At 60.6% G+C, this 21,232-nt stretch carries 21 protein-coding genes and 1 pseudogene; 7 read left to right on the top strand and 15 right to left on the bottom strand.

The window, feature by feature from the left end:
* The first annotated feature begins 14 nt into the window (after positions 1 to 14).
* Positions 15 to 1,178 carry a chromate efflux transporter gene (gene chrA, locus ACX3P0_RS16255; RefSeq protein ID WP_459090320.1) on the top strand — a complete coding sequence of 388 codons (1,164 nt, stop codon included), beginning with the start codon at positions 15 to 17 and terminating at the stop codon, positions 1,176 to 1,178.
* Positions 1,179 to 1,606: 428 nt separating this feature from the next.
* Here chrA and phoB read toward each other — a convergent pair whose 3' ends face one another.
* The 11 genes from phoB to ACX3P0_RS16200 all read right to left on the bottom strand — a co-directional run bounded on the left by phoB (position 1,607) and on the right by ACX3P0_RS16200 (position 13,438).
* Positions 1,607 to 2,296, bottom strand: coding sequence for a phosphate regulon transcriptional regulator PhoB (gene phoB / locus ACX3P0_RS16250; RefSeq protein ID WP_459090036.1), 690 nt, complete (start codon positions 2,294 to 2,296; stop codon positions 1,607 to 1,609).
* Positions 2,297 to 2,327: 31 nt separating this feature from the next.
* A complete protein-coding gene (gene phoU, locus ACX3P0_RS16245; RefSeq protein ID WP_459090034.1) occupies positions 2,328 to 3,035 on the bottom strand; it encodes a phosphate signaling complex protein PhoU in 708 nt (235 codons plus the stop codon).
* A gap of 16 nt (positions 3,036 to 3,051) precedes the next feature.
* The gene (gene pstB / locus ACX3P0_RS16240) at positions 3,052 to 3,861 is read right to left on the bottom strand and encodes a phosphate ABC transporter ATP-binding protein PstB (protein ID WP_459090032.1); all 810 of its coding nucleotides are present in this window, start codon (positions 3,859 to 3,861) and stop codon (positions 3,052 to 3,054) included.
* A 20-nt stretch (positions 3,862 to 3,881) separates the two neighbouring features.
* Positions 3,882 to 5,201: a phosphate ABC transporter permease PstA gene (gene pstA, locus ACX3P0_RS16235; protein WP_459090030.1), complete on the bottom strand. Its 1,320-nt coding sequence runs from the start codon at positions 5,199 to 5,201 to the stop codon at positions 3,882 to 3,884.
* Complete coding sequence (gene pstC, locus ACX3P0_RS16230) at positions 5,198 to 6,667, bottom strand: phosphate ABC transporter permease subunit PstC (protein WP_459090028.1); 1,470 nt, start codon at positions 6,665 to 6,667, stop codon at positions 5,198 to 5,200. The genes pstA and pstC overlap by 4 nt, the downstream gene beginning before the upstream one ends.
* Positions 6,668 to 6,774: 107 nt before the next feature.
* Positions 6,775 to 7,812 (bottom strand): PstS family phosphate ABC transporter substrate-binding protein, encoded by a 1,038-nt coding sequence (locus ACX3P0_RS16225; RefSeq protein ID WP_459090026.1) that lies wholly within the window; start codon positions 7,810 to 7,812, stop codon positions 6,775 to 6,777.
* Positions 7,813 to 8,220: 408 nt separating this feature from the next.
* Positions 8,221 to 8,874, bottom strand: a complete 654-nt coding sequence (locus ACX3P0_RS16220) for a class I SAM-dependent methyltransferase (protein WP_459090024.1) — start codon at positions 8,872 to 8,874, stop codon at positions 8,221 to 8,223.
* Between the two features lie 2 nt (positions 8,875 to 8,876).
* Positions 8,877 to 10,136 carry a BtaA family protein gene (locus ACX3P0_RS16215; protein WP_459090022.1) on the bottom strand — a complete coding sequence of 420 codons (1,260 nt, stop codon included), beginning with the start codon at positions 10,134 to 10,136 and terminating at the stop codon, positions 8,877 to 8,879.
* Between the two features lie 31 nt (positions 10,137 to 10,167).
* The gene (locus tag ACX3P0_RS16210) at positions 10,168 to 11,199 is read right to left on the bottom strand and encodes a glycosyltransferase family 4 protein (protein WP_459090020.1); all 1,032 of its coding nucleotides are present in this window, start codon (positions 11,197 to 11,199) and stop codon (positions 10,168 to 10,170) included.
* A gap of 6 nt (positions 11,200 to 11,205) precedes the next feature.
* Entirely contained in the window at positions 11,206 to 12,042 is an 837-nt protein-coding gene (locus ACX3P0_RS16205) for a UDP-2,3-diacylglucosamine diphosphatase (RefSeq protein ID WP_459082702.1), read from the bottom strand.
* 10 nt (positions 12,043 to 12,052) lie between these two features.
* Entirely contained in the window at positions 12,053 to 13,438 is a 1,386-nt protein-coding gene (locus ACX3P0_RS16200; protein ID WP_459090018.1) for a UDP-glucose dehydrogenase family protein, read from the bottom strand.
* Between the two features lie 292 nt (positions 13,439 to 13,730).
* Between ACX3P0_RS16200 and ACX3P0_RS16195 the strand changes: the two are divergent.
* Positions 13,731 to 14,333 (top strand): annotated as a pseudogene (locus ACX3P0_RS16195) (IS5 family transposase); the annotation flags it as partial.
* 296 nt (positions 14,334 to 14,629) lie between these two features.
* On the opposite strand, the gene ACX3P0_RS16190 reads toward ACX3P0_RS16195, so the two are convergent.
* Positions 14,630 to 15,529, bottom strand: coding sequence for a LysR family transcriptional regulator (locus ACX3P0_RS16190; protein ID WP_459090016.1), 900 nt, complete (start codon positions 15,527 to 15,529; stop codon positions 14,630 to 14,632).
* Positions 15,530 to 15,650: 121 nt separating this feature from the next.
* On the opposite strand from ACX3P0_RS16190, the gene ACX3P0_RS16185 reads away from it, so the two are divergent.
* The 5 genes from ACX3P0_RS16185 (at position 15,651) to ACX3P0_RS16165 (ending at position 18,408) form a co-directional block, all read left to right on the top strand.
* Entirely contained in the window at positions 15,651 to 16,529 is an 879-nt protein-coding gene (locus tag ACX3P0_RS16185; protein WP_459090014.1) for an NmrA/HSCARG family protein, read from the top strand.
* Positions 16,530 to 16,703: 174 nt separating this feature from the next.
* Positions 16,704 to 16,838 carry a hypothetical protein gene (locus tag ACX3P0_RS16180; RefSeq protein ID WP_459090012.1) on the top strand — a complete coding sequence of 45 codons (135 nt, stop codon included), beginning with the start codon at positions 16,704 to 16,706 and terminating at the stop codon, positions 16,836 to 16,838.
* Positions 16,839 to 17,015: 177 nt separating this feature from the next.
* Complete coding sequence (locus tag ACX3P0_RS16175) at positions 17,016 to 17,558, top strand: cysteine hydrolase family protein (protein ID WP_459090010.1); 543 nt, start codon at positions 17,016 to 17,018, stop codon at positions 17,556 to 17,558.
* Positions 17,559 to 17,767: 209 nt separating this feature from the next.
* Positions 17,768 to 18,133, top strand: a complete 366-nt coding sequence (locus ACX3P0_RS16170; protein WP_459090008.1) for a nuclear transport factor 2 family protein — start codon at positions 17,768 to 17,770, stop codon at positions 18,131 to 18,133.
* Complete coding sequence (locus ACX3P0_RS16165; protein WP_459090006.1) at positions 18,130 to 18,408, top strand: hypothetical protein; 279 nt, start codon at positions 18,130 to 18,132, stop codon at positions 18,406 to 18,408. The genes ACX3P0_RS16170 and ACX3P0_RS16165 overlap by 4 nt, the downstream gene beginning before the upstream one ends.
* A 130-nt stretch (positions 18,409 to 18,538) precedes the next feature.
* Here ACX3P0_RS16165 and ACX3P0_RS16160 read toward each other — a convergent pair whose 3' ends face one another.
* From ACX3P0_RS16160 to ACX3P0_RS16150, 3 genes are all read right to left on the bottom strand, one after another.
* On the bottom strand, positions 18,539 to 18,739 hold the full coding sequence (locus tag ACX3P0_RS16160) for a DUF680 domain-containing protein (protein ID WP_459090004.1): 201 nt from the start codon (positions 18,737 to 18,739) through the stop codon (positions 18,539 to 18,541).
* Between the two features lie 1,126 nt (positions 18,740 to 19,865).
* A complete protein-coding gene (locus ACX3P0_RS16155) occupies positions 19,866 to 20,135 on the bottom strand; it encodes a hypothetical protein (RefSeq protein WP_459090003.1) in 270 nt (89 codons plus the stop codon).
* 757 nt (positions 20,136 to 20,892) lie between these two features.
* Positions 20,893 to 21,027, bottom strand: coding sequence for a DUF1236 domain-containing protein (locus ACX3P0_RS16150; protein WP_459090318.1), 135 nt, complete (start codon positions 21,025 to 21,027; stop codon positions 20,893 to 20,895).
* Between the last annotated feature and the right edge of the window lie 205 nt (positions 21,028 to 21,232).

Below are 21,232 nucleotides of genomic sequence, written 5' to 3'. Positions count from 1 at the left end.
GCTCGGCCTTGGAGGTGTTCCGGGTCTTTCTCGGCCTTGGCCTGACATCGTTCGGCGGCCCGGTGGCTCATCTCGGGTATTTCCGGGATGCTTTCGTCGTGCGCAGGAAATGGATCGATGAAGCCACCTATGCCGACCTTGTGGCATTGTGCCAGTTTCTTCCGGGGGCCGCGTCGAGCCAGGTCGGCATGGCGATCGGATTGCAGCGGGCAGGCTATGCAGGACTTCTGGCAGCATGGGGCGCCTTCACCCTGCCTTCCGTACTTCTGCTCGTGGCATTCGGCTATGGGTTCTCCGCATTCGCGCCGGAAAGTTCAACCGGCTGGATCCAGGGCCTGAAAGCCGCCGCAGTGGCCGTCGTCGCCAACGCTGTGCTCGGCATGGCACGCAATCTGGCGCCCGACCGAGAACGGGCGGCCGTAGCAGTGGGTGGCATGATCGTCGCGATGTTAATGCCATCCGCTATCGGACAAGTGCTCGTCATCGCGCTCGGTGCGGCTGCCGGGCTGCTCTGGCTGCGCCCTGTCGTTTCGGGAAGGATGGAGCATGACACGATCGCGATCGTCATCAGCAAAAGACAAGGCGCGCTTTATCTGGCCTGCTTTGCAACGCTGCTGTTCATCCTGCCAACGCTCGCGTCAGTCACCCAAAATCCTATGCTGGACATGATCGACAGCTTCTACCGCTCGGGATCACTCGTGTTCGGCGGCGGCCATATAATGTTGCCGCTGTTGCAGGCGGAGGTAGTGGAAACGGGTCATGTGGGCAGGGAAGCGTTTCTGGCCGGGTATGGTGCAGCGCAAGCGATCCCCGGCCCGCTATTCAGCTTTTCTGCATATCTTGGCACCGTGTATCAAGCCCCTCCATCCGGACTTGTCGGCGCCTCCGTGGCGCTGCTGTCGATTTTCCTTCCCTCAGCTTTGCTTGTCATGGGTGCCCTGCCATTTTGGGAAAAGCTTCGAACAGCACATCTGGCAAGATGCGCATTGCTCGGAATAAACGCGGCCGTCGTCGGCCTGCTTTCGGCAGCACTCTATGATCCGGTTTTCACGCAAGGAATAACCTCGCCTATAGCAATGGCAATCGCCGCGGGTGCCTTCGTCGCACTGAGCGCCTGGACGACGCCGGCCTGGATCGTGGTGCTTGTAGCAGGTGTGAGCGGGTTCCTGTTCCTGTAGATCGTTGCTAAGTGCGGGACTGTGGACTTGGCGCTCAACCGGCATACACAAAGCAATGCCAAGACGGTGCACACATTGGCGATTGCCAGGGCGGCAAGTACCGCAAAAGTCGGGTCTGGACCGCCATAGTCAATCAAAAGTGCGCCCACCGATGGTGAGACTGCCTGCGCGATAAGACTTGGCGTCGCGAGCTTTCCCATCAAAATCGGGTAATCCCGCGCACCAAACAGGAAGCGGCCCTTCGGTCGCAATAAGTATACAGCCCGGTCACATTCGGTGATCTGCCGCATGCGCGTCCCGAGAGATCACGCCCCGTCGTCAACGTGGTATTCTAGGCTTGCCATGGGTAAGTGGCGTCCAGTCGCTTCTTTCAATTCCCAGGCGAAGCCCATAAACGAAAAGAGAATTAATTGTCTGGTGGCCTATTTCTACCCCTCGCGTATCGCGTAACCGGCGCCGCGAATGGTGCGGATGACATTCTGCACGCCGCCATCGTTAACCGCCTTGCGCAAGCGTCCGACATAAACGTCGACGGTGCGCTCGTCGACATAGATCGCCTCACCCCAGACATTGTCCAACAATTGTCCGCGCGAAAATACGCGGTCAGGAGAACGCATCATGAATTCGAGCAGCCGGAATTCGGTCGGTCCGAGATGGATCTCGCTATCCTTGTGGTAGACACGGTGCGTTTCACGGTCGAGCACGATATCGCCGATCTTGAGCACACTGGAAAGAACTTCCGGCTTGGCACGGCGCAACAGCGCCTTGACCCGCGCCCTGAATTCCGGCGTCGAGAATGGCTTGACCAGATAATCGTCGGCACCGGTCGCAAGGCCTCTCACACGGTCGCTTTCCTCTCCGCGCGCCGTCAGCAAGATGATGGGCAGCCGCTCTGTCTCGGGGCGCATCCTCAGGCGTCGGCATAGTTCGATGCCGGATACTGCCGGCACCATCCAGTCGAGCACGAGCAGATCGGGCACATTCTCCTGAAGTCGGATTTCGGCCTCATCTCCGCGCGTCACCACTTCGACCTGATAGCCCTCGGATTCGAGGTTGTAGCGCAGGAGGACGCCAAGCGACTCCTCGTCCTCGACCACCATGACACGGGGGGCGATCATCGCCCGTCTCTTTTCTGCAAGTTCCCCGCCTTCACGTCGTCGGCGTAGCCGTGGCCGTGTCGTCGAACTTTGGCCGGTTGGCCGGCAACTGCTCGCCAGTCAGCACGAAATAGGCGTTTTCGGCGATGTTGGTGACGTGGTCACCGATGCGCTCCAGGTTCTTGGCACAAAACAGAAGATGCGTGCATGCGGTTATGTTGCGATGGTCTTCCATCATGTAAGTCAGCAACTCACGGAACACCGAGGTGTATTTGACGTCTATTTGCTCGTCATGATCCCGGAGTGTCGCCAGTCCGGCCGCGTCGTGCGCGGCGTAGCGGTCGGCGACGCTACTCACTTGGTCGAGCACGAGTTGCGCCATCCCGTCTATCGAGTGCGACAGGCCGCGCGGCACGCCACTTTCCCCCACCGCACCGACGCGCTTGGCGATATTCTTGGCAAGGTCACCAATGCGTTCGAAGTCGCCGGCCATGCGGATTGCGCCGATCACGGCGCGGAGGTCTTGTGCCATCGGCTGGCGCTTCGCAATCAGTGTGATCGCCCGATCGTCTGTTTCGTGCTGGCGTGCATCCATAAGGGTATCCTCGGAGACAATCCGCATAGCCAGCGCCGTGTCGGAAGTTAACAGCGCTCTGGTCGCACCACCGACCATAGAGCCGGCAAGAATCCCCATCTCGCCAATAAGGTTACTCACCTGCTGGAGATCTTCGCTGAAGGATGTGACGATGTGTTCGCTCATGATGCTTCCCCTGCCGTCAGCCGAAGCGGCCGGTAATGTAGTCCTGCGTACGTTTGTCGTCGGGGTTGGTGAACATCTTTTCGGTATTACCCTCCTCGACCAGATAGCCCAGATGGAACATCGCCGTGCGCTGCGATACACGCGCCGCCTGCTGCATGGAGTGGGTGACGATGACGATCGTGTAGTTTTGGCGCAGCTCGTCGATCAGTTCCTCCACGCGTGCGGTGGCGATCGGATCAAGCGCGGAGCACGGCTCGTCCATCAGGATCACCTCCGGCGACACGGCGATGGCGCGCGCGATGCACAGGCGCTGCTGCTGGCCACCGGAAAGGCCGGTGCCAGCCTCATGCAGGCGGTCCTTCACCTCGTTCCAGATAGCCGCCTTCTTCAGGCTGGTTTCGACGATCTCGTCGAGATCCGCCTTGCGTTTGGCCAAGCCATGAATGCGCGGTCCGTAAGCGACGTTCTCGTAGATCGATTTCGGGAACGGGTTGGGCTTCTGGAACACCATGCCGACGCGTGCACGCAGTTCCACCACGTCGATCGCCTTGTCGTGAATATTTTCGCCATCGAGCGAAATGTCGCCGCCGACCCGGCAGTTCTCTATCGTGTCGTTCATACGGTTGAGGCAGCGCAAGAAGGTGGACTTGCCGCAGCCGGAAGGTCCGATAAGCGCCGTTACCTGATTTTCGCGCACGTCGAGGTCGAGGCCGAAGAGCGCCTGTTTCTCGCCATAGTGAACGGTAACGGACCGGCCTCGCATTTTGATCACCGGCTGTGCCTGCGGCGGCGCAAGCTTCTGTTCCATCGCAGCGTCCTTCAGCATATTCATATCCTTATTCTCCACTACCACCGGCGTTCGAACCGACGGCGCAGAATGATGGCGACAATGTTCATCGCTGCCAGGAACAGAAGCAGGATGATGATGGCGCCTGAAGTGCGCTCCACGAAGGCCCGCTCCGCCTCGTTGGCCCACATGAAGATTTGCACCGGCAGCGCGGTGGCCGGATCCATCGGCGTCGCCGGATAATCGGCGACAAAGGCCACCATGCCAATGAGAAGCAACGGTGCAGTCTCGCCGAGCGCCTGCGCCAGACCGATGATCGTACCGGTCAGGACGCCGGGCGCCGCCAGCGGCAGTACATGGTGGAAAACCATCTGCATCTTGGACGCGCCGATCCCAAGTGCGGCAGAGCGGATCGAGGGTGGTACAGCCTTCAGCGCGGCGCGTGTCGCGATGATAATGGTGGGCAGGGTCATCAGCGTCAGCACCAACCCGCCGACCAGCGAGGCTGAACGGGGTAGCCCGGCGAAGTTGATGAAAACGGCAAGGCCAAGCAAGCCAAACACGATCGAGGGGACCGCCGCGAGATTATTTATATTGACCTCGATCAGGTCGGTCATCCGGTTTTTGGGCGCAAACTCCTCCAGATAGATCGAAGCAGCCACGCCGACCGGCAGCGCCAATACCAATACGATCAGCATCATATAAAGCGAACCGATGAGTGCGACGCCCATACCCGCCGTTTCCGGCCTGCTCGACGCCCCAAGGGTGAAAAGGCCGCTATTGAAGCGCTCGACCATCACGCCCTGTGTCGAAAGCGCGTTCATCCACTCGACCTGCCGGTCCTTGACCTTCCGTCTAGCCTCCGGCACCGAAAGGTCTATCTGGCCCTTATGGGCGGAATCGACATCGGCAGCGGCAAGCACCCACACATTTCGCGTGGTACCGATCACTGTTGGATCGGCCACAACGATGTCGCGAAGCTGCGTGCGCACACCCTGCGAGATCATGCCCGACACCAGTTTAAGGTCAGCGCTACTGGCACTTTCTGCATCGACGCCGAGTGCCTCGGCTAGCGCGTTGCGTGCCAGCAGCGGGTAGTTTGCGCTGGCAAGCTTGGCCGGATCGGTCGCTCGTTGGTTGTCGGGATCGATGATCTCGGCGCTAAAGGTGATCGGCAGATTGATCGAGGTCTGCCAAAACGCGGTGTAGCCACCCTTGAACACTGTAAACAGTAGCGCCAGCAGGAAGAAGATGCCGAGCGCAATCGCCAGTACCCCATAGATGCGAAACCGGGATTCGGCTGCGTAGCGCCGCTTCAGGCCTATATCGCGCCTTGCGCGCGGGACCGCCGTATCTGGTGAAAGCGACAGATCGGTCATTCGTACTGTTCCCGATATTTGCGGACGATGTAGAGGGCAAAGACGTTCATCGCGAGCGTGATCGCAAAGAGCGTGAGGCCGAGCGCAAATGCCACAAGCGTTTGCGGCGAGGTAAATTCGAGATCGCCGGTCAGCTGGTTGACGATCTTGACGGTGATTGTCGTCATCGCCTCACCCGGATTGATGGTGAGCTTCGCTGCGACACCCGCGGCGAGCACCACGATCATGGTTTCACCAATGGCGCGCGAGGCGGTGAGCAGCAGCGCGCCGACAACGCCAGGAAGTGCCGCCGGCAAGATCACCCTCCGCATCGTTTCCGAACGGGTTGCGCCAAGGCCGAGCGAACCGTCATTCATGGCGCGCGGCACAGCGGTAATGATATCGTCCGACAGCGAAGATACGAAGGGAATGAGCATGATGCCCATGACCAGACCGGCCGTCAGCACGCTTTGCGCAAGGATGAAAGGTTGGCCGCCGGCAAGGGCCGCACTGAGGTCTCGCAGGAAGGGGCCGACCGTCGCCAGCGCGAAGATGCCGTAGACGATGGTCGGGATGCCCGCGAGGATTTCAAGCACCGGCTTGACGATCGAGCGCACCCGCCTGGACGCGTATTCGGCCATGTAGATAGCCGCAAACAGGCCGATCGGCACTGCAAACAACATCGCCACCAAGGCGATGTAGAGCGTGCCTGCAAGCAGCGGTATGAGCCCGAACTGTCCCGTCGCGCCGCCCGAGCCAGCTGCAGCAAAGCGCGGGTCCCAGACCGTGCCGAAGAAGAAATTCGATAGCGGGACGGACTTGAAGAACGAAATCGTCTGGAACAGCATCGACAGCACGATGCCGACTGTCGTCAATATGGCGATGGTAGAGGCCGCCATCAGACCCCACAGCATGATGCGTTCGACATTGTTGCGGGCGCGCCTGCGTACCGAGATGCCGCTGAGGCCGTAGAAAGCGCCCCCAAGCGCCAGAAGGATGGCGCCGATGGTCGAGTAGCGGATCGAGGCGTCAGTCATCTCGTTGTAGGCGACGGCGGCGGGGATCATGTAGGGTTCGCCGCTGGAGGCGAGCGCCACGCCCTTGGAGGCAAACAATTCGCGCAGGTCGACACTGCCGCCCCTCGCCTGCTCCAACTCGGTATCGTCCAGGCGGCGAACGCCGTCCCCGATGCTGGTGACCATGCCCATCAGCAGCGACTCGTTGCTGCCGGTGGCTGTACGCGCCTGCTCTGGCAGGCTTTTCCAGACGGAGCTTTCCACATAGGCCGGGCTCCCCGCCCTCCACAGCGCCAGGAAAAGAATGGCCGGCAGCACTGCCATGATCAGGGCATAGGAGCCGTGATAGCCCGCCCGCGAATGCAGTTTCTGCCCCGTTTCGGGACGCAGAGCACCGGCTCGCCGATAGGCGACAGCGAATGCTGCGATCGCGATAACGAGGATGATGAGGAAGACGGAGGCTGCACTCATATGTCGGCACTTCCTGGATCACACCAGATTGAACTCAAGACGAATTCAAAGGCGTGATCGGTTCCAATAGAAAGGGCGTGGGCATATCCCACGCCCTTTTCAGGCTATTACATGGTCTTGCCGGCGTCGAAAGCCTCGCGCTGGGCGTCACGCTCGGCATCCGGCGCGGCGACGAGGCCATAGTCGGAAAGCGGACCCTCAGGGCCGACCATTTCGTCCGAAAGGAAGAAGCTCACATATTCCTTCAGGCCAGCCACGACACCGAGATGCGCCTTCTTGACGTAGAAGAACAGCGGACGTGACACCGGGTACTCGCCGGCGGCGATGGTCTCAGTCGATGGCGAGATGCCGGAGACGGTCGCGACCTTCAGCTTGTCGGCGTTGTTTTCATAGAAGGCGAGGCCGAAGACGCCAACGCCGGTCTTGTTGGAGTCGATGCGCGCCAGCGTCTCGGTGTAATCACCATCGATGTCGATTGCCTTGCCGTCCTTGCGCACGGCGATGCAGGCAGCGCCGGCAGCCTTGTCGTCAAGGCCAGTCGCCTTGATCGCGTCGAGCGCGCCAGTACTCTTGCAACCCTCGGCCAGCAGCTTTTCTTCGAACACTTCGCGGGTGCCGTGCTTTTCGCCGGGGATATAGGCGGCAATGTCCCAATCGGGCAGGTTCGGATTGACTTCGTTCCACTTGGTGGCGGTGTTGGCCACCAGCTTGCCATCCACGACTACCTGCGCGGCGAGCCCCTTATAGAGGTCTTCCGGGGTCAACGCCCAATCCGGACCGTTGATGTCGGTGGCAAAGACAATGCCATCATAGCCGATGCGCACTTCCTGGATGTCGGTCACACCGGCGTCGGCACAAGCCTTGACTTCGGACTCCTTGATCGGGCGCGAGGAATTGGCGATGTCGATGGTGTTTTCGCCGACGCCCTTGCAGAATTCCTTGAGGCCACCCGACGAGCCGCCCGACTCGACCACTGGGGTCTTGAAATCGGAGAATGTCTCGCCAAAATTCTCGGCGACGATCTTGGCATAGGGCAGCACGGTCGAAGAGCCGGCGATCTGAATCTGATCGCGGGCTGCGGCGTAGCCGGCGGTTGCTGCCAGCGCGATTGCCGCAACCGATGTTGTAAGAAGGAAATTCTTCATGTGGCCTGCTCCTGTTCGGAAGATGATCTCTCGACGCCCGTCTTTGAGCGCCTGCTGAGGCCAATAGCGTCCGTATGTAACAGTCGCATGACAGTTTCATGCGCGGTCGATGACGACTGGCAATGGGAGTTTTCTTGATTGTGCTTTATTGGCTCGGTGCGAAATTTTCGTATGCCATGGCATGTCATCACGCATTGCAAATTCCGGCGAACGTCACTGCTGCTCGCGATACGTTCACGACCAAGCGTCCCCGACAAGCGCAAGCAAAAACCTCGTTGACACCGGGCTGAAGTTCGAAGTCGAGCCGCTCGCCCTGACGGAAGGCGAACGTGTGGCCGATGGCTGTCATGCAAAAACCACATGGACTTGAACGCACCCCTGGCGTGGCGCGCATCTGGACACTTCCGGCTATAACCGACGAATGATCGAAATCCAGGCGAAGCCGCGATAGAGACGCCTCGTCTCCGTTGTCGCGCCAAGGCTAACGGCGATGTTCGTGCTGACTTCGAACAATTCGTTGCGCGGCGTGACATGATACCAGCCGAGCCACGTATAAAGCGCTGCCCGGAACCAGTTCGGGAGATCGCGCTGGTCGCCGAAATCGACGATGTGAAGTTCGCCGCCCGGTGCCAAATGTGCAACCGCATCGCGCAGGACCGCCTGCCAGTCGGGGATCATCGACACCGCATAGGAAATGAAAATCCGGTCGAACTTTTCGCGACCGAATACCTTGACCGGATCGAAGCGGGACGCATCCGCGCACGCCAAACGTATCCGCCCTTGCAGTTGCGCCTGCGCGACTGATTTCCCCGCCGTTACCAGCATTTCCTGCGAGATGTCGATGCCATGGAATTTCGCCTGCGGATAAAGCTGCGCCGCCTTGACCAGGTTGCGGCCGGTTCCGCAGCCGATCTCCAGCACACAGCCGTCGCTGGGCGGCTTGAGGCCGGCAATCATCGTGTCGCGGCCGAGCAGATAATAGCGCCGCGTCGCGTCATATACATGGCGCTGATGCCGATAGACGCGGTCCATCAGGCCGCCATGGTCGAGTTGCATCGCCATGTCTAATTCGCCTTCAGCACATGCAGGTGAAAGCCGCCATAGATCGACGACCTGTCGCGTGCGTGCAGTGCCAGAGATTCGGCCTCGCGATAATCCCAGCGCTGCAGGATCGCCGGCTCGACACAGCCGCGCAGCAGGTTTTCGGAGGCGGCGGTGCGGAAGATCACGCGCGCGTCCGGTGCCGCCGTTCGCGTGATTTCGCGCCAGAGTTCGTTCAACTGCCCGTCCGACATCCAGTCCTGCGCGTCGAGCAGCACGAAACAATCGACCGAGCCGTCCGGCTTGGCGGCGAGGAATTCGGCATAGGAGGCATTGACGACGCTCGCCCGGCCGATGCGCGCGCGGATGGCCGGGAAATTTGCACGCGACAGATAGGGCGGCAGCGGCCCCTTCTCGGCATGGCTGTAGCTCCGGCCAAAAGCTTGCCAGGCGAAATAGTTCTCCGAAAGCGGAAAGTCGCACGCAAGCCGCTCAAGGCGCCCGCGCAGGATGGAAGCCATTCCTGCGCCACCTGCGGTCGCCAGCGCATCATATTGCTGAGGCGGGATACCGAGGCCGAACAGCGAGGATTTTCGCGAGGTCGCCCAGCGTACCAGCCGCTTTTCGAACAGGGGCGCGATTGCGGCGTCGAAGAAGCGGCGCTGCTCCTCGATGGTCCCGGCCTTGAGCATATCGCGGGGATCGGTGCCATAAAAACGCGCCACGCGGTGCCCGCAGCCGATGAAGAAGCCAAGCAGTCCGTGCCTGTACAGATCCCGCGAAAAGATCGAAATGCGGCGTCGGCCGGACAAGCTCCGCTTTTCCCAATAGGAGCGGCTTGTCGCATCCAGATGCGGTCGGATGAAGCGCTGGTAGGCCGCGATATTCTCTCTATCGTCGGCCCTGCCGTAGAAGCGGTAGAAGGTCTCGTAGTCATGGAAATTGGCGACCGCCGCAAGCTTCAGCCGATTGAAGGCCACATGCGCGGTGTTGAGATCGACCGCCTCGACGCTCGCCGGATCGGCAATCAGATAGGACAGTGCGTTGCACCCGCCGGAAGCAATGGTGACGATGCGGTCGCCGGGTCTGATCTTCAGGGCTTGCATGTCCACATCGGGGTCTTCCCATATCTGCGGATAGACCAGCCCTTTGAAGACATGGGCAAAAAGGCGTTCGGACAGACCGGCCCTGGAAAATAGCGGGTTCTGCCGCACGGCGTGGTCGAGCCTTGTAGGTCCGCTCGGGTCCATGGCGACCTTGTTAAGCGTGACAGCGCCTGACATCGGGGGTGTCCTCTCTTTGAATTCGGGGAATTCAGGCTGCCGCCTGATCTGTGATCGGCCGAAGATGAGACAGAAACTGCGAGGCACATTCGGCCCAGCTATAGGCAAGGGCCCGATTGCGGGCGCTCTCTCGCGATACATCAAGGGCTGCGAGTGCGGCCGCGCGCAAATCCTCCGACAGCATGCCGCATCGAGTCTCGCCGACGATGTCGATTGGCCCGGTCACCGGAAAGGCCGCGATCGGGCAGCCACTGGCCAGCGCTTCGAGCAGCACGTTGCCGAACGTGTCGGTGCGGCTGGGAAAGACGAAGACGTCGCTGGCCGCATAGATACCGGCCAGTTCCTCGCCGAGGCGCGTGCCGAGGAAATGCGCGTCCGGGTAGCGCGCCTTCAGCCGGGCAATGTCCGGTCCGTCGCCCACCACCACCTTGCTGCCCGGCAGGTCGAGATCGAGAAAAGCCGGCAGGTTCTTTTCCACCGCTACCCGGCCGACACACAGGAAGATCGGGCGCGGCAGATCAAGTTCGGGTTTATTCTGCGGCCCGACCTTTTTCCGCGGATTGAACAATTCCGTGTCCACCCCGCGCGTCCATGGCCTGAGATTGGTGAAGCCCTTTGCGGCCAGTTCCGCTGCCAACGAGGGCGTCGCCACCAACGTCCCTTGACCGGCATTGTGGAAGCGGCGCATGCAGGCGTAGCTCCAGCTTTCCGGTATCGGCGTTCGAGCGCGAAGAAACTCGGGAAACCTTGTGTGATAGCTGGTGGTGAATGTCCTTCCGCTGGCGAGGCAGGCGCGCCGCGCCAAAAATCCCAGCGGGCCTTCCGTGGCGATATGGATGCTGTCGGGTGCCACGGCCTCGATGCGCTGCGCGATCTGCCGCGCCGAGACGAGTGCAAGCCTGATCTCCCGATAGGACGGTAGCGGCAGGGTTAGGTAGCCTTCGGGCGTCAGGAACTCCACCTCGATGCCGCGCTGCTCCAGCGCCTCGCCCAACTTTTCAAGCGTGCGCACCACACCGTTGACTTGCGGACGCCAGGCATCGGTAACGATAAGAATGCGCATGGCCGCTTACGCCGCGCGGCGACGCCAGGGCACGACTGCGAGCGATCTCTGCTCGTTAAGCAGCCGGCTCATTGCGGCCCATCGGATGACCTCCATCCGGCCGTCCTCATGCTCGACAACCGCCGTGCAGCTTTCGACCCAGTCGCCTGTATTGATGTAGGTGAAGCCGTCGAAATCGCGCATTGCGGCGCTGTGGATGTGGCCGCAGATCACACCGTCAACATCGTGACGCCGCGCTTCCGCAGTCAAGGTCTCTTCAAAATCGCCGATGAAGTTGACGGCGTTCTTGACCTTCTGCTTGGCCCAGGCAGACAGCGACCAATAGGTGAAGCCCAGCTTGCGCCGGATGAAATTGATATAGGTACTGAGCCGAAGGGCGGTCTCGTAGGCCCAGTCGCCGAAATACGCCAACCACCGCGCATGCCGTACGACCACGTCGAATATGTCGCCATGGATGACGAGGTAGCGCTTGCCATCGGCTGCTTCGTGCACCGCCGTCTCCTGCACCTCGATGCCGCCAAAATGCAGGCCATAGAATTCCCGCAGGAATTCGTCGTGATTGCCGGGAATGTAGATGATCTTCGTGCCCTTGCGCACCTTGCGCAGCAATTTCTGCACGACGTCATTGTGGCTTTGCGGCCAGTGCCAGCCCGACCGCAACCGCCAGCCATCGACGATATCGCCGACCAGATAAATGGTCTCGGCGTCGTGATGCCTCAAGAATTCCAGCAACGCCTCGGCCTGATTACCGCGCATGCCCAGATGGATGTCCGAAATGAACAAGGCCCGGTATTTCCGGCCTTCCTGGTTGAATGTCGAATCGTCGTTTGCGGAAGTTTCCATGGGCGACATATCACCTGCTCTCCATGACAGGCGTGTGATAGCGGGCGCGGCTGACGGGCGGGGCCTGCTTCGCCATGTCGGTGGCTGCTTCCGGCGGCACGCCGATCGCGCTCAACGAAAAGCCGTGCGTGCGCGCCTCGGCAGGATCGAAGGCATGACGGAAATCGACCAAGGCCCGGCTGCTCACGACGCATGAAAGCCGGCCAAGATCGAGTGACTTCAACGCCTTCCAATCGGTCATCAACACGACGACGTCAGCGCCGGCGGCGCATTCATAGGGGTCGTCGAAGAAGTCGACATCGTCCAGCAGCGCGCGCGCATTGGCCGTGCCCTGCGGATCGTGGGCGCGTATCCGCGCGCCTACCCGCTGCAGGGCCTCGATCAGCGGGATCGAGGCCGCCTCGCGCATGTCGTCGGTTTCAGGCTTGAAGGTCAGGCCGAGAATGGCAACGCTGCGGCCTTCGGCATCCCCGCCGAGCGCATCGATCACCTTCAGCGCCATGCGCCGCTTGCGCGCGTCGTTGGCGACGATCGATTCCTGGATGATGCGCAGCGCCACCCCATGGTCCTGCGAGGTGCGGAGCAGGGCAAGCGTGTCCTTGGGAAAGCAGGAGCCGCCATATCCCGGACCGGCATTGAGGCATGCCGTACCGATCCGCCGGTCGAGGCCCATGCCGAGCGCCACCTCGCGCACATCCGCGCCGACGCTTTCGCACAGATCGGCCATTTCGTTGATGTAGGCAATCTTCACCGCCAGGAAGGCATTGGCGGCATATTTGATGAGTTCGGCGGTACGCCGCCGCGTCGTCATCACCGGGATGCCGTGAAGCCGCAGCGGCTCGTATAGTTCCTGCAACACCGTGGCCGCCCGATCGTCGTCGACGCCGATCACCACGCGATCGGGTTTTTGGAAGTCGGCAACGGCGCTGCCCTGGCGCAGGAATTCCGGATTTGAGGCGACCGCAAAGCTAGCATCGGGACGCGCCCTGGCAATGATCCGCTCGATGTCATCGCCGGTCCCGATCGGGACTGTGGATTTGGTCACCACCACGGTGAAACCATCGAGCGAAGCCGCAATCTCCTTTGCGGCGGCGTAGACAAAGGCAAGATCGGCTTCGCCGTCCCGCAACCTTGGCGGCGTTCCCACCGCAATCATCACCACATCAGCTGCCGCGATTGCGGGTGCGGCGTCGGTCGTAAAGGAAAGCCGCCCTCGCCCGACTGCCTGAGCTACCAAGGCGTCCAGCCCCGGCTCGTAGATCGGCATTACACCTTGCCGCAACGCCGCAATCTTGCCTGCATCCTTGTCGGCGCTGACAACCTCATGTCCCCAGCTTGCAAGGCAGGCGGCTGAAACCAATCCAACATATCCGGTGCCGATGATCGTAATCTTCACAAGCCAACCCTCTCGCGATCAGGAGGCCGACGCCGACGGCTTCAGCCTTGATTCGCATTGGTGTCTGGGGTCAGGAGTAAGCCTACTGTTTGACGTCTATATTACAGTGGAAGCACTGCTCGCTGAGATGGATGCATAGAATCGCTCAACGCATGTGTCGTGCCGTGCCCAAAAGCGATTACAGGCTCGCCAGCCCCGAATGAAGTTACGTCTCCACCAACCATACGAAGCACAGCTTAGAGACCGTTTGAGAATGCCTTGAAGGGTCGGCTGGACGTGATTCAAGCTTGGGATGTGGACCCCAGCGACGCGTGGCCGGATGGCCGAAATTGAGAAGAAGATGAAGCGCTACCCGACGGATCTGACGGATGACGAATGGGCACGGATATGTCCGTTTCTGCCTGTCGGATCGAAGAGCGGTCGGCATGTCGAGTCGGATTTGCGCGAAGTGTTGAACGCGATCCGGTACCTGGCCCGCTCGGGCGGCGGCTGGCGCATGCTGCCGAAGGATTTTCCGCCATGGCAAACCGTCTACTGGTGGTTCCGATGCTTCGTGCGGCGTTTCATGTTCCAGACGATCCACGACGTGGCGCTGATGCTGGATCGCGAACGGGTCGGACGCGAGGCGAGCCCGACAGGCGGCGCCATCGATAGCCAGTCGGTCAAAGCTCCGGAAGCGAAAACAAGAGGTTACGATGCGGGCAAGAAGATTGCCGGACGCAAGCGGCACATTGCAGTCTACACCGATGGCCGTCTCTTGATGGTCAACCTCACGGCCGCCGACATCTCCGACAGTGCAGGCGCGCAGATGACCCTCGACACCGTGCGCAAGCGCTGGCCGTGGCTCAAGCACCTCTTCGCCGACAGCGCCTACACTCAGCGCCATCTGATCGAATGTTGCTTCTCAAAGCTCAAACAGTTCCGCCGCGTTGCAACGCGCTTCGAGAAAACAGCCAAGAATTATCTCGCCGTCGTCACAATCGTCGCGACGTAGAGGTAGTCCGCCTTGGGCGCTGGGCGTGAGTTCGGCCCAGGCGAATGAATTTCCGCAAATGGGTGGCTTCCTGCCTGTCGGCTTTCGGTGGCCGAGTAGCGAAAGTTGGGTCAGCCGACGCGTGACCGACAGCTTCGCGCCCCGGTCTTAGACAGTACATGTCTCGGTTCCCGAATTGAGTCACTCTCGGTGCCGTTTCAAATCGGTGGCACGAAGGCCCTTTCGGGAAAGGCTTTTTCGACCACGTTCAAGAAAGCGCGGACTTTCGCCCCGACGAGCCGTCGGGAGCTTTGCAGCGCCCAAAGCTCAACCGGAGGACCGGCCTGAATGCCCCAAAGGATGAGCCGGCCCGCCGCGACATCATCGGCAACGAGCAGCCTGGGCAGCATCGCGGCCCCAGCGCCGGCGAGCACGGCATCACGTACCATCAACAACGATGACAGACGGAGCACCGACTCGGGTTTGAGAACGATGTCAGTTGCTTGGCCGCTTCGAAGGCGCCAGGTAGCGTCCGCCGGCGTGTTGCTCAGCAGGACGGCCCTCACCGAGGAATCGCCTCGATCGTCCGGGCAGTTCCTGGGCCGAGGCAGGTCAGGATGCGCCACGACCAGGCGCTCGTCGTTCAGGAAGCGGCGGCCGAATAGACGATCGTCCGGCGACGGATCGACCCGGATGACCAGATCGTAGCCATCCTCCACGGGATCGACCTGACGGTCCTCTGCTACGATCTCGAGCTGAACTTCGGGATAGGCGAGCGCAAAACGAGCGCCGATTCGGCCGAACGCGACATGCGCGATCACGACCGGGGCGCTGACCCGTAGCCGACCCCGCGGGATCGAGGCGCCGAGCACCACCTCCTCACCCGCTTCCGAGATTTCAGAAAGCGGCCCGGCAGTGCGCTCGTGCAGCGCACGGCCCTCCTCTGTCAGCCGCAAATTATGGGACCCGCGCTCAATCAGCCGGACACCAAGGCTTTGCTCAAGCTCCGCGACCCGGCGCGACAGCGTGGACTTGGGTCGGTCTGAAACGCGACTGGCCCGGCCAAAGCCGCCATTGGCGGCGACCAGATTGAAGTCAGACAAGGCTTGCAGATCCATAGGATTGTTCCGAATTCGGGACGAGGCGTTCCAATCATGATACCTTTTTTACGATAATGGAACATCTATCTTTCTCGTCATGGCGGATGGAACTCCGCAACTCACAAAAGGAGTAGCCGACATGAGCATTCTCGTTACCGGCAGCACGGGTACCATCGGCACCCAGGTTCTCAGTTGCCTGCAGGGGCGCGGGGTGGAAGTCCGCGCGCTCACACGCTCGCCCGATGCGGCCAAACTGCCCTCGGGCGTGGTGCCGGTTCGCGGCGACCTGGCCGACGTGGACACCGTGCGCGCGGCGCTGGACGGCGTGAGCACGCTGTTCTTGCTGGTCCCCGCCGTCGCCGACGAACTGACCCAGGCCATGCTGGCGCTGACCGCCGCCCGCGAAGCCGGCGTCAAGGGCATCGTCTATCTGTCTGTTTTCAAGGGCGAAGCCTATGCCGACGTGCCGCACTTCGCCGGCAAGTACACGGTCGAGCGGATGATCGAGGCGTTCGACCTTCCCGCCACGATCTTACGTCCAGCCTATTTCATCCAGAACGACATTCGGCTGAAGGACCCGCTATTGAAGTTCGGGGTCTACGGTATGCCGATCGGCGCGAAGGGTGTTTCGATGGTCGACATCCGCGACATAGGAGAGGCGGCGGCGAACGAGTTGATGCGCCGCGAACGGAGCGCGACGCCACTGCCCCGCGAGATATATACCCTGGCCGGGCCGGATGCCCTGACGGGTGAGAGTATCGCGGCTATCTGGAGCGAGGCGCTCGGCCGCGCCATCCGCTACGGCAGCGATGATCTCGTAACGATGGAGCAGCGCCTCAAGTCGACGATGCCAGCCTGGCACGCTCTGGACCTGCGCCTGATGGTCGGCCGCTATCAGACGGACGGCGCGGTCGCTACAGCGGACGAACTCGGACGCTTCACCGCCTTGCTCGGCCATGCGCCGCGCTCCTATCGCGATTTCGCCAGGGACGCTGCCGCCCAATGGGCCAATGGCTAACGACAACAAGTTGGGCGTCGGCGCAGCCAGCGCCGACGGCTATGTGCAAGGGTCCGGTTTCAGGCCCTGCGTTGGCAGCCCGCCGAATACGTTTCCCGTAATGTCCAGGTCTTCGCCGAATATCGCGCGTCCCAGTATTCAGGCAGGGGACATCGGATCAGTTCAGGCGAGGCATTGCCCCCGCGCGGCGGTCTCTGGTTCGACGTCCGTATCAACAAGTTCCAGATGGTGCCGGCTGACAGCGACGTGCGGTGGCGCATTACCAATACCGGGGCGATGGCGATAGGCGTGGTCGATCAGGGCGATTAGCGATCTCGAAGAGGTCCGTCAGACCGAAGAGAGCGGCCTCCTGAGCGCCAGGATATTCCAGCAGGCCGATGTCGATAGATTCAGGCATGTGTCGTTTCCAACCCGCTTTTTGTCGATTGCGCCAATGGTACGTTCGCCGCTCGCCGTCCATAAGAGGATTATCGAAAGGATAAAACCATGAGCAAGCAAGCTGTTGTCGTCGTCGATTTCCAGAACGACTATCTCACTTCCGGATCCTGGCCGCTTGTCGGCGTTGATGCCGCCGTCCAGAATGCCGCCAAGGTGATCGAGGATGCTCGATCTAAAGGCCTCCTTGTCATCCATGTCCGGCATGAGAACCCCGCGGGCGCACCGTTCTTCGTCGTGGGTTCGCACGGCGCCGAGATCATCCAGGCTGTGGCACCCAGGGACAGCGAACAGGTGGTGGTGAAAAACTTCCCGAACGCGTTCCGTGGCACCGACCTCAAGGCCAAGCTGGACGCTGAGGGCGTCAAGGATATCGTTATCATCGGCGCAATGAGCCACATGTGCATCGACGCTACTGCGCGTGCGGCTGCTGACCAAGGCTACAATGTTACCGTCGTCGAAGATGCTGCCGCAACCCGTGACGCCGAGTTTAACGGCATGACCGTTCCGGCAGATCATGTGCACGCCGCGTTCATGTCTGCCCTGGGCTTCGCCTACGGCAAGATCGTCAAAGCTGACGAATACTTGAAGTAGGTGCAACGGCCCGTGCGTCGTGCGCACGGGGCCACTTAGCCACCCGCGAGGAGCAGCCGATTGCGCGCTCGCGGGGGGCAATGCAAGCAGCTCAGCCTCGGTAGCCATCGCGCATCCTAACCGGACGGCGCGTCGACGCCATTACCTGCAAGGTAATCGCATCGCTCTTCGACTTGCGTCATCCTTCTTGCATCAACAAAGGAGATAAGATGATGATTGATCCCACCAGCATTGCCACGACCTATCTTGAATTGTGGAATGACTCCGACGACGCCTCCCGCCGCACACGCCTGACCGATGGCTGGGCCGTCGATGCACGCTATGCCGACCCGATGATGGCGGGTGACGGTCGCGATGGGATCGCCGAAATGATCGCAGGCGCGCGTGCGCAATTCCCCGACCACGCCTTCAGCCTGCGCGGCACCCCGGACGGCCATGGCCGGTTCGCGCGCTTTTCTTGGACGCTGGCGCCATCCGACGGCCCGGTGGTGGCGGGCGGCACCGATGTCGTGCGACTGGACGATGCAGGGCGGATCGCCGAGGTAATCGGCTTCCTTAACGGAGATGCAGCGTGAAGCCGGCGTTCGTCGCGCGGGGCAACGGGCACGCATTCTTCGACGATACTGCCGCCGCCTATCGATTCATCCGCCGGCAGAAAGTCGCCCGTGGCAGCGATCCTGGCCCGGACATTGGACCATCGGATTGGCAGCCAGGGGATTACGCGAAATTCATCCCGGACATAATGCCGGGGATGGAGCGGCACAATCGGGCGAGCAGTAGGGATCTCATTTTGTCCGTTTGCGGATTTGCGATTGCGGCCGGCTGTTTTTGGTGGGTGGGTTTGATGTAGGCGGAGCCTGGGGCCTCGTCCAACGTGAGGAAGCGGTCTAGGGCCGACGCGGCGCTACAAACAGTAAAACGGCGGGCCACTCGATGCCCCGCCGTTTTTGTCTCAATTATTCATAATTTTAGAGAAGCGCTTAGCGCCCAAAAACGCCCCGGTCCGAATCTTGAACCTTCACAGTGCTGTTCTGACCGTCCGAGATCGAAGCCGTCGTGCCATAATCGATAGACGCCGTCGCGACAGGCTCGTAGGCGGGGAACTGACCGCTGCCACCGGCGAACGCGGCACCAGCAGAAACCAGAAGGGCAGTGGCTGCGGTAAAAATGATCTTGTTCATGTCAAACACTCCTAAATCTTCGTTGTCATGCCCTTCAAGCCTCACTGGCGAAGGGCGGTTGATGTCGCTTGGACAATACGAAGATGGTAGGCTGGAGTGCTGATCGCCAGACCGGGGATTGGCACAGACTGTCAACGATTAGTGAACGACATCTAGGTAATAGTTTCATTATTGAGAACTATCCGCGTGTAGCCATTCGTTATCGCGCGTAACAAAAAGCCCCGACGAAGCGAGGATCGCTGGCAATTTACAGAACGGGGAAACGGGCTGGAAACGCCCGACTGCTATGGGCAGGTATGGCCGAAGACAAATATGCAGCGAATTGGCGGGGCGCGCGAAAATACCAGTTCGATGACGAGACAAGGCGAAAGCGCCGCGCTCGTTTCATCAAGCGCCATCTGCCCTGGTGCGCAGTCGCTGTCTTTCTAGGCGTAGTCTCTACGGTCTACTGGCTGTAGTGCAAGAAAAAGCCCCGCCGAAGCAGGGCTCTCGATATTTGATCGTGCTCAACCCCAAACCCAAACACGCTTGCGGAAGCAGCGAACGCGGCGGCGGCCGTGACGCCAATAGCTTCGGCAGACCCTTCTCCAAACACGCCGTCTATGTGGGCGGTGATGACGCCGATGATTACGACGCCAGTGGCGCTCCCGCTCCCTCCGATACTGGACCGGCTCCAACTCCGGCTGATTTCCTTCGCCATCGAATAAATCGGTTGCGGGCTCGTCCAGTTCGTCGCGAATACCATCGCCGGGCATGACGCCAGCCATCGCGCTACCAGGCGGAGCTATGCCAACAAGGGCCGTGACACCTGCAATACCGAGCATTCCGGTTAAAAATGATCGCCGATCCATAGAAACCTCCATATCCTTTGATCGTCAGGATATGTGGAGACATAGAGCAGCGAATGCGGGCGGCCAGACTTCGAGAATTTTTGAAACAAAAAGCCCCGGTGGTGAGCCGGGGTTGGGGGGCGGTTAGGCTGCAGCCGGTAGCGCCTTGTGGTGTATTTTGTTAGCCAGCGTCGTGGCGGTCGGCTCGATGGTCTTGCTGTTTAGATAAACCTTCAATATCCAGCTAAACATGGGTGATCGCGCGACCACCGCATCAACCCACTTGTCAGCAGCAATCACAAAATCTGCGATGACACTCGGGGGGGCATCGTACGCAGATTGAGCGGCGGACGCCTTGGTGTGCTGCTCTTTTCCTTCGACTGAAGAACCCTGACAAACACCAGCGCGGTGTATGGGTTGATCGAATAATTCAACTTCTCTATGAAATCCAGCACATCGTCCGGGGTTTCTGGAGTGTCGATTAACCGGTTAGCCGCGACGTAAAATTCATTGGCCGCACACACGTACCTGGCCCGGCGACGGATGTAGAGGCGGATGACGGCCATGGCGTCGGCACAAAGCGCTGGCGGCCAGTTCTCGTGGATCTTGGGGGTTGCTCACCATCCCCGATCTAACGCCCATCCTCCACAATTCGCAACCGGACGCCTGACCATCTTCCCGACGCCAGCAATATTGATCGCCCGCGTGTCCTGATGGATGCGCGGGCTTTGATCCTAACGGCCGTCTGAGCGCTTCTTTGGGTGCTTACGGAACTGCACGACCTGGCCGCTTGGGCGGGCATGCTCTGACGTGGCAACTGCCTCGATCAACAGGTCCAGAGCGACGCAAACCTTTCGGCTTGTTTCGTCGTTTCCACGAAGATAGTCATAGGCGCGCTCAAGGTGCAGCCGGGCGGCTGAAAAGTCGCTGGTCAAATCCGCTCTCCGTCGTGCCCGCCTACTGTTGTGGCAGCAGCCGGTGACCGGGGTGCAAATATCCACAGCAGCTTTTTATTAAATTCCGACAGGTGGCGTTTTCATTTCGAGGGGTGGGCGCGATGGTTGCTAGAGACCGGCTCAGTCGAGTGATGCCCCACCTCCCGACCGCGCCACACCGCGCCCTTTGGTGGGATGGCAGTGGCACCCAAAGCGTTGGTAAATATCCACAGCCGTATTTGATACAAATCGCTGAGATCAGTTGCGTTAACGCAGTTTTCACCATCCCCAGCCACATTGCGACTGCGGCCTCGTATTGATTCCCGCCCCAAGTAAAGCCCACCGCTCTGTACCCCGGAGCGGTGGGCTTTTTTGGTCGTTGGCCCTGCTAGCGCATCACATAAACGATCCTACGCGATTGCGGTTCGACCAAGACTGGCTGACCATTCACATTCACATAGCGGTACTCGTAGTCGGGAATATCTCCCAAAACGACTGTGTCAGGCAAGGTCGCTCCCGTCACAACCTCTCCATCAAGATAGACCGGTGCTTCCTGATGCGCGGCCACATAAGCACGCACATTTTCGGGCGGATCAATGGCCGTGCCGGTCGCACCACCTGCGATGGTGCCCGCCACTCCGCCGACTGCGGCACCAACCGGGCCACCAATGATGGCACCCGCAATCGCGCCGGTGGCGCCGCCGGCAAATGCTCCGGCATCACCGCCG

The sequence above is a fragment of the Mesorhizobium sp. A556 genome, assembly GCF_054489545.1.
Note: the sequence above shows the minus strand (reverse complement) of the source record. Positions and strands in the feature narration are given on the sequence as shown.

What these genes read in the sequence shown, in the direction of transcription:
- ACX3P0_RS16160 (WP_459090004.1), bottom strand. Translation starts at nt 18,739, where the DNA reads ATGAACAAGATCATTTTTACCGCAGCCACTGCCCTTCTGGTTTCTGCT.
- ACX3P0_RS16205 (WP_459082702.1), bottom strand. Translation starts at nt 12,042, where the DNA reads ATGGAAACTTCCGCAAACGACGATTCGACATTCAACCAGGAAGGCCGG.
- pstB (WP_459090032.1), bottom strand. Translation starts at nt 3,861, where the DNA reads ATGCTGAAGGACGCTGCGATGGAACAGAAGCTTGCGCCGCCGCAGGCA.
- ACX3P0_RS16175 (WP_459090010.1), top strand. Translation starts at nt 17,016, where the DNA reads ATGAGCAAGCAAGCTGTTGTCGTCGTCGATTTCCAGAACGACTATCTC.
- ACX3P0_RS16225 (WP_459090026.1), bottom strand. Translation starts at nt 7,812, where the DNA reads ATGAAGAATTTCCTTCTTACAACATCGGTTGCGGCAATCGCGCTGGCA.
- ACX3P0_RS16210 (WP_459090020.1), bottom strand. Translation starts at nt 11,199, where the DNA reads ATGCGCATTCTTATCGTTACCGATGCCTGGCGTCCGCAAGTCAACGGT.
- ACX3P0_RS16155 (WP_459090003.1), bottom strand. Translation starts at nt 20,135, where the DNA reads ATGGCCGTCATCCGCCTCTACATCCGTCGCCGGGCCAGGTACGTGTGT.
- ACX3P0_RS16215 (WP_459090022.1), bottom strand. Translation starts at nt 10,136, where the DNA reads ATGTCAGGCGCTGTCACGCTTAACAAGGTCGCCATGGACCCGAGCGGA.
- phoU (WP_459090034.1), bottom strand. Translation starts at nt 3,035, where the DNA reads ATGAGCGAACACATCGTCACATCCTTCAGCGAAGATCTCCAGCAGGTG.
- pstA (WP_459090030.1), bottom strand. Translation starts at nt 5,201, where the DNA reads ATGACCGATCTGTCGCTTTCACCAGATACGGCGGTCCCGCGCGCAAGG.
- pstC (WP_459090028.1), bottom strand. Translation starts at nt 6,667, where the DNA reads ATGAGTGCAGCCTCCGTCTTCCTCATCATCCTCGTTATCGCGATCGCA.
- ACX3P0_RS16220 (WP_459090024.1), bottom strand. Translation starts at nt 8,874, where the DNA reads ATGGCGATGCAACTCGACCATGGCGGCCTGATGGACCGCGTCTATCGG.
- phoB (WP_459090036.1), bottom strand. Translation starts at nt 2,296, where the DNA reads ATGATCGCCCCCCGTGTCATGGTGGTCGAGGACGAGGAGTCGCTTGGC.
- ACX3P0_RS16185 (WP_459090014.1), top strand. Translation starts at nt 15,651, where the DNA reads ATGAGCATTCTCGTTACCGGCAGCACGGGTACCATCGGCACCCAGGTT.
- ACX3P0_RS16190 (WP_459090016.1), bottom strand. Translation starts at nt 15,529, where the DNA reads ATGGATCTGCAAGCCTTGTCTGACTTCAATCTGGTCGCCGCCAATGGC.
- ACX3P0_RS16170 (WP_459090008.1), top strand. Translation starts at nt 17,768, where the DNA reads ATGATGATTGATCCCACCAGCATTGCCACGACCTATCTTGAATTGTGG.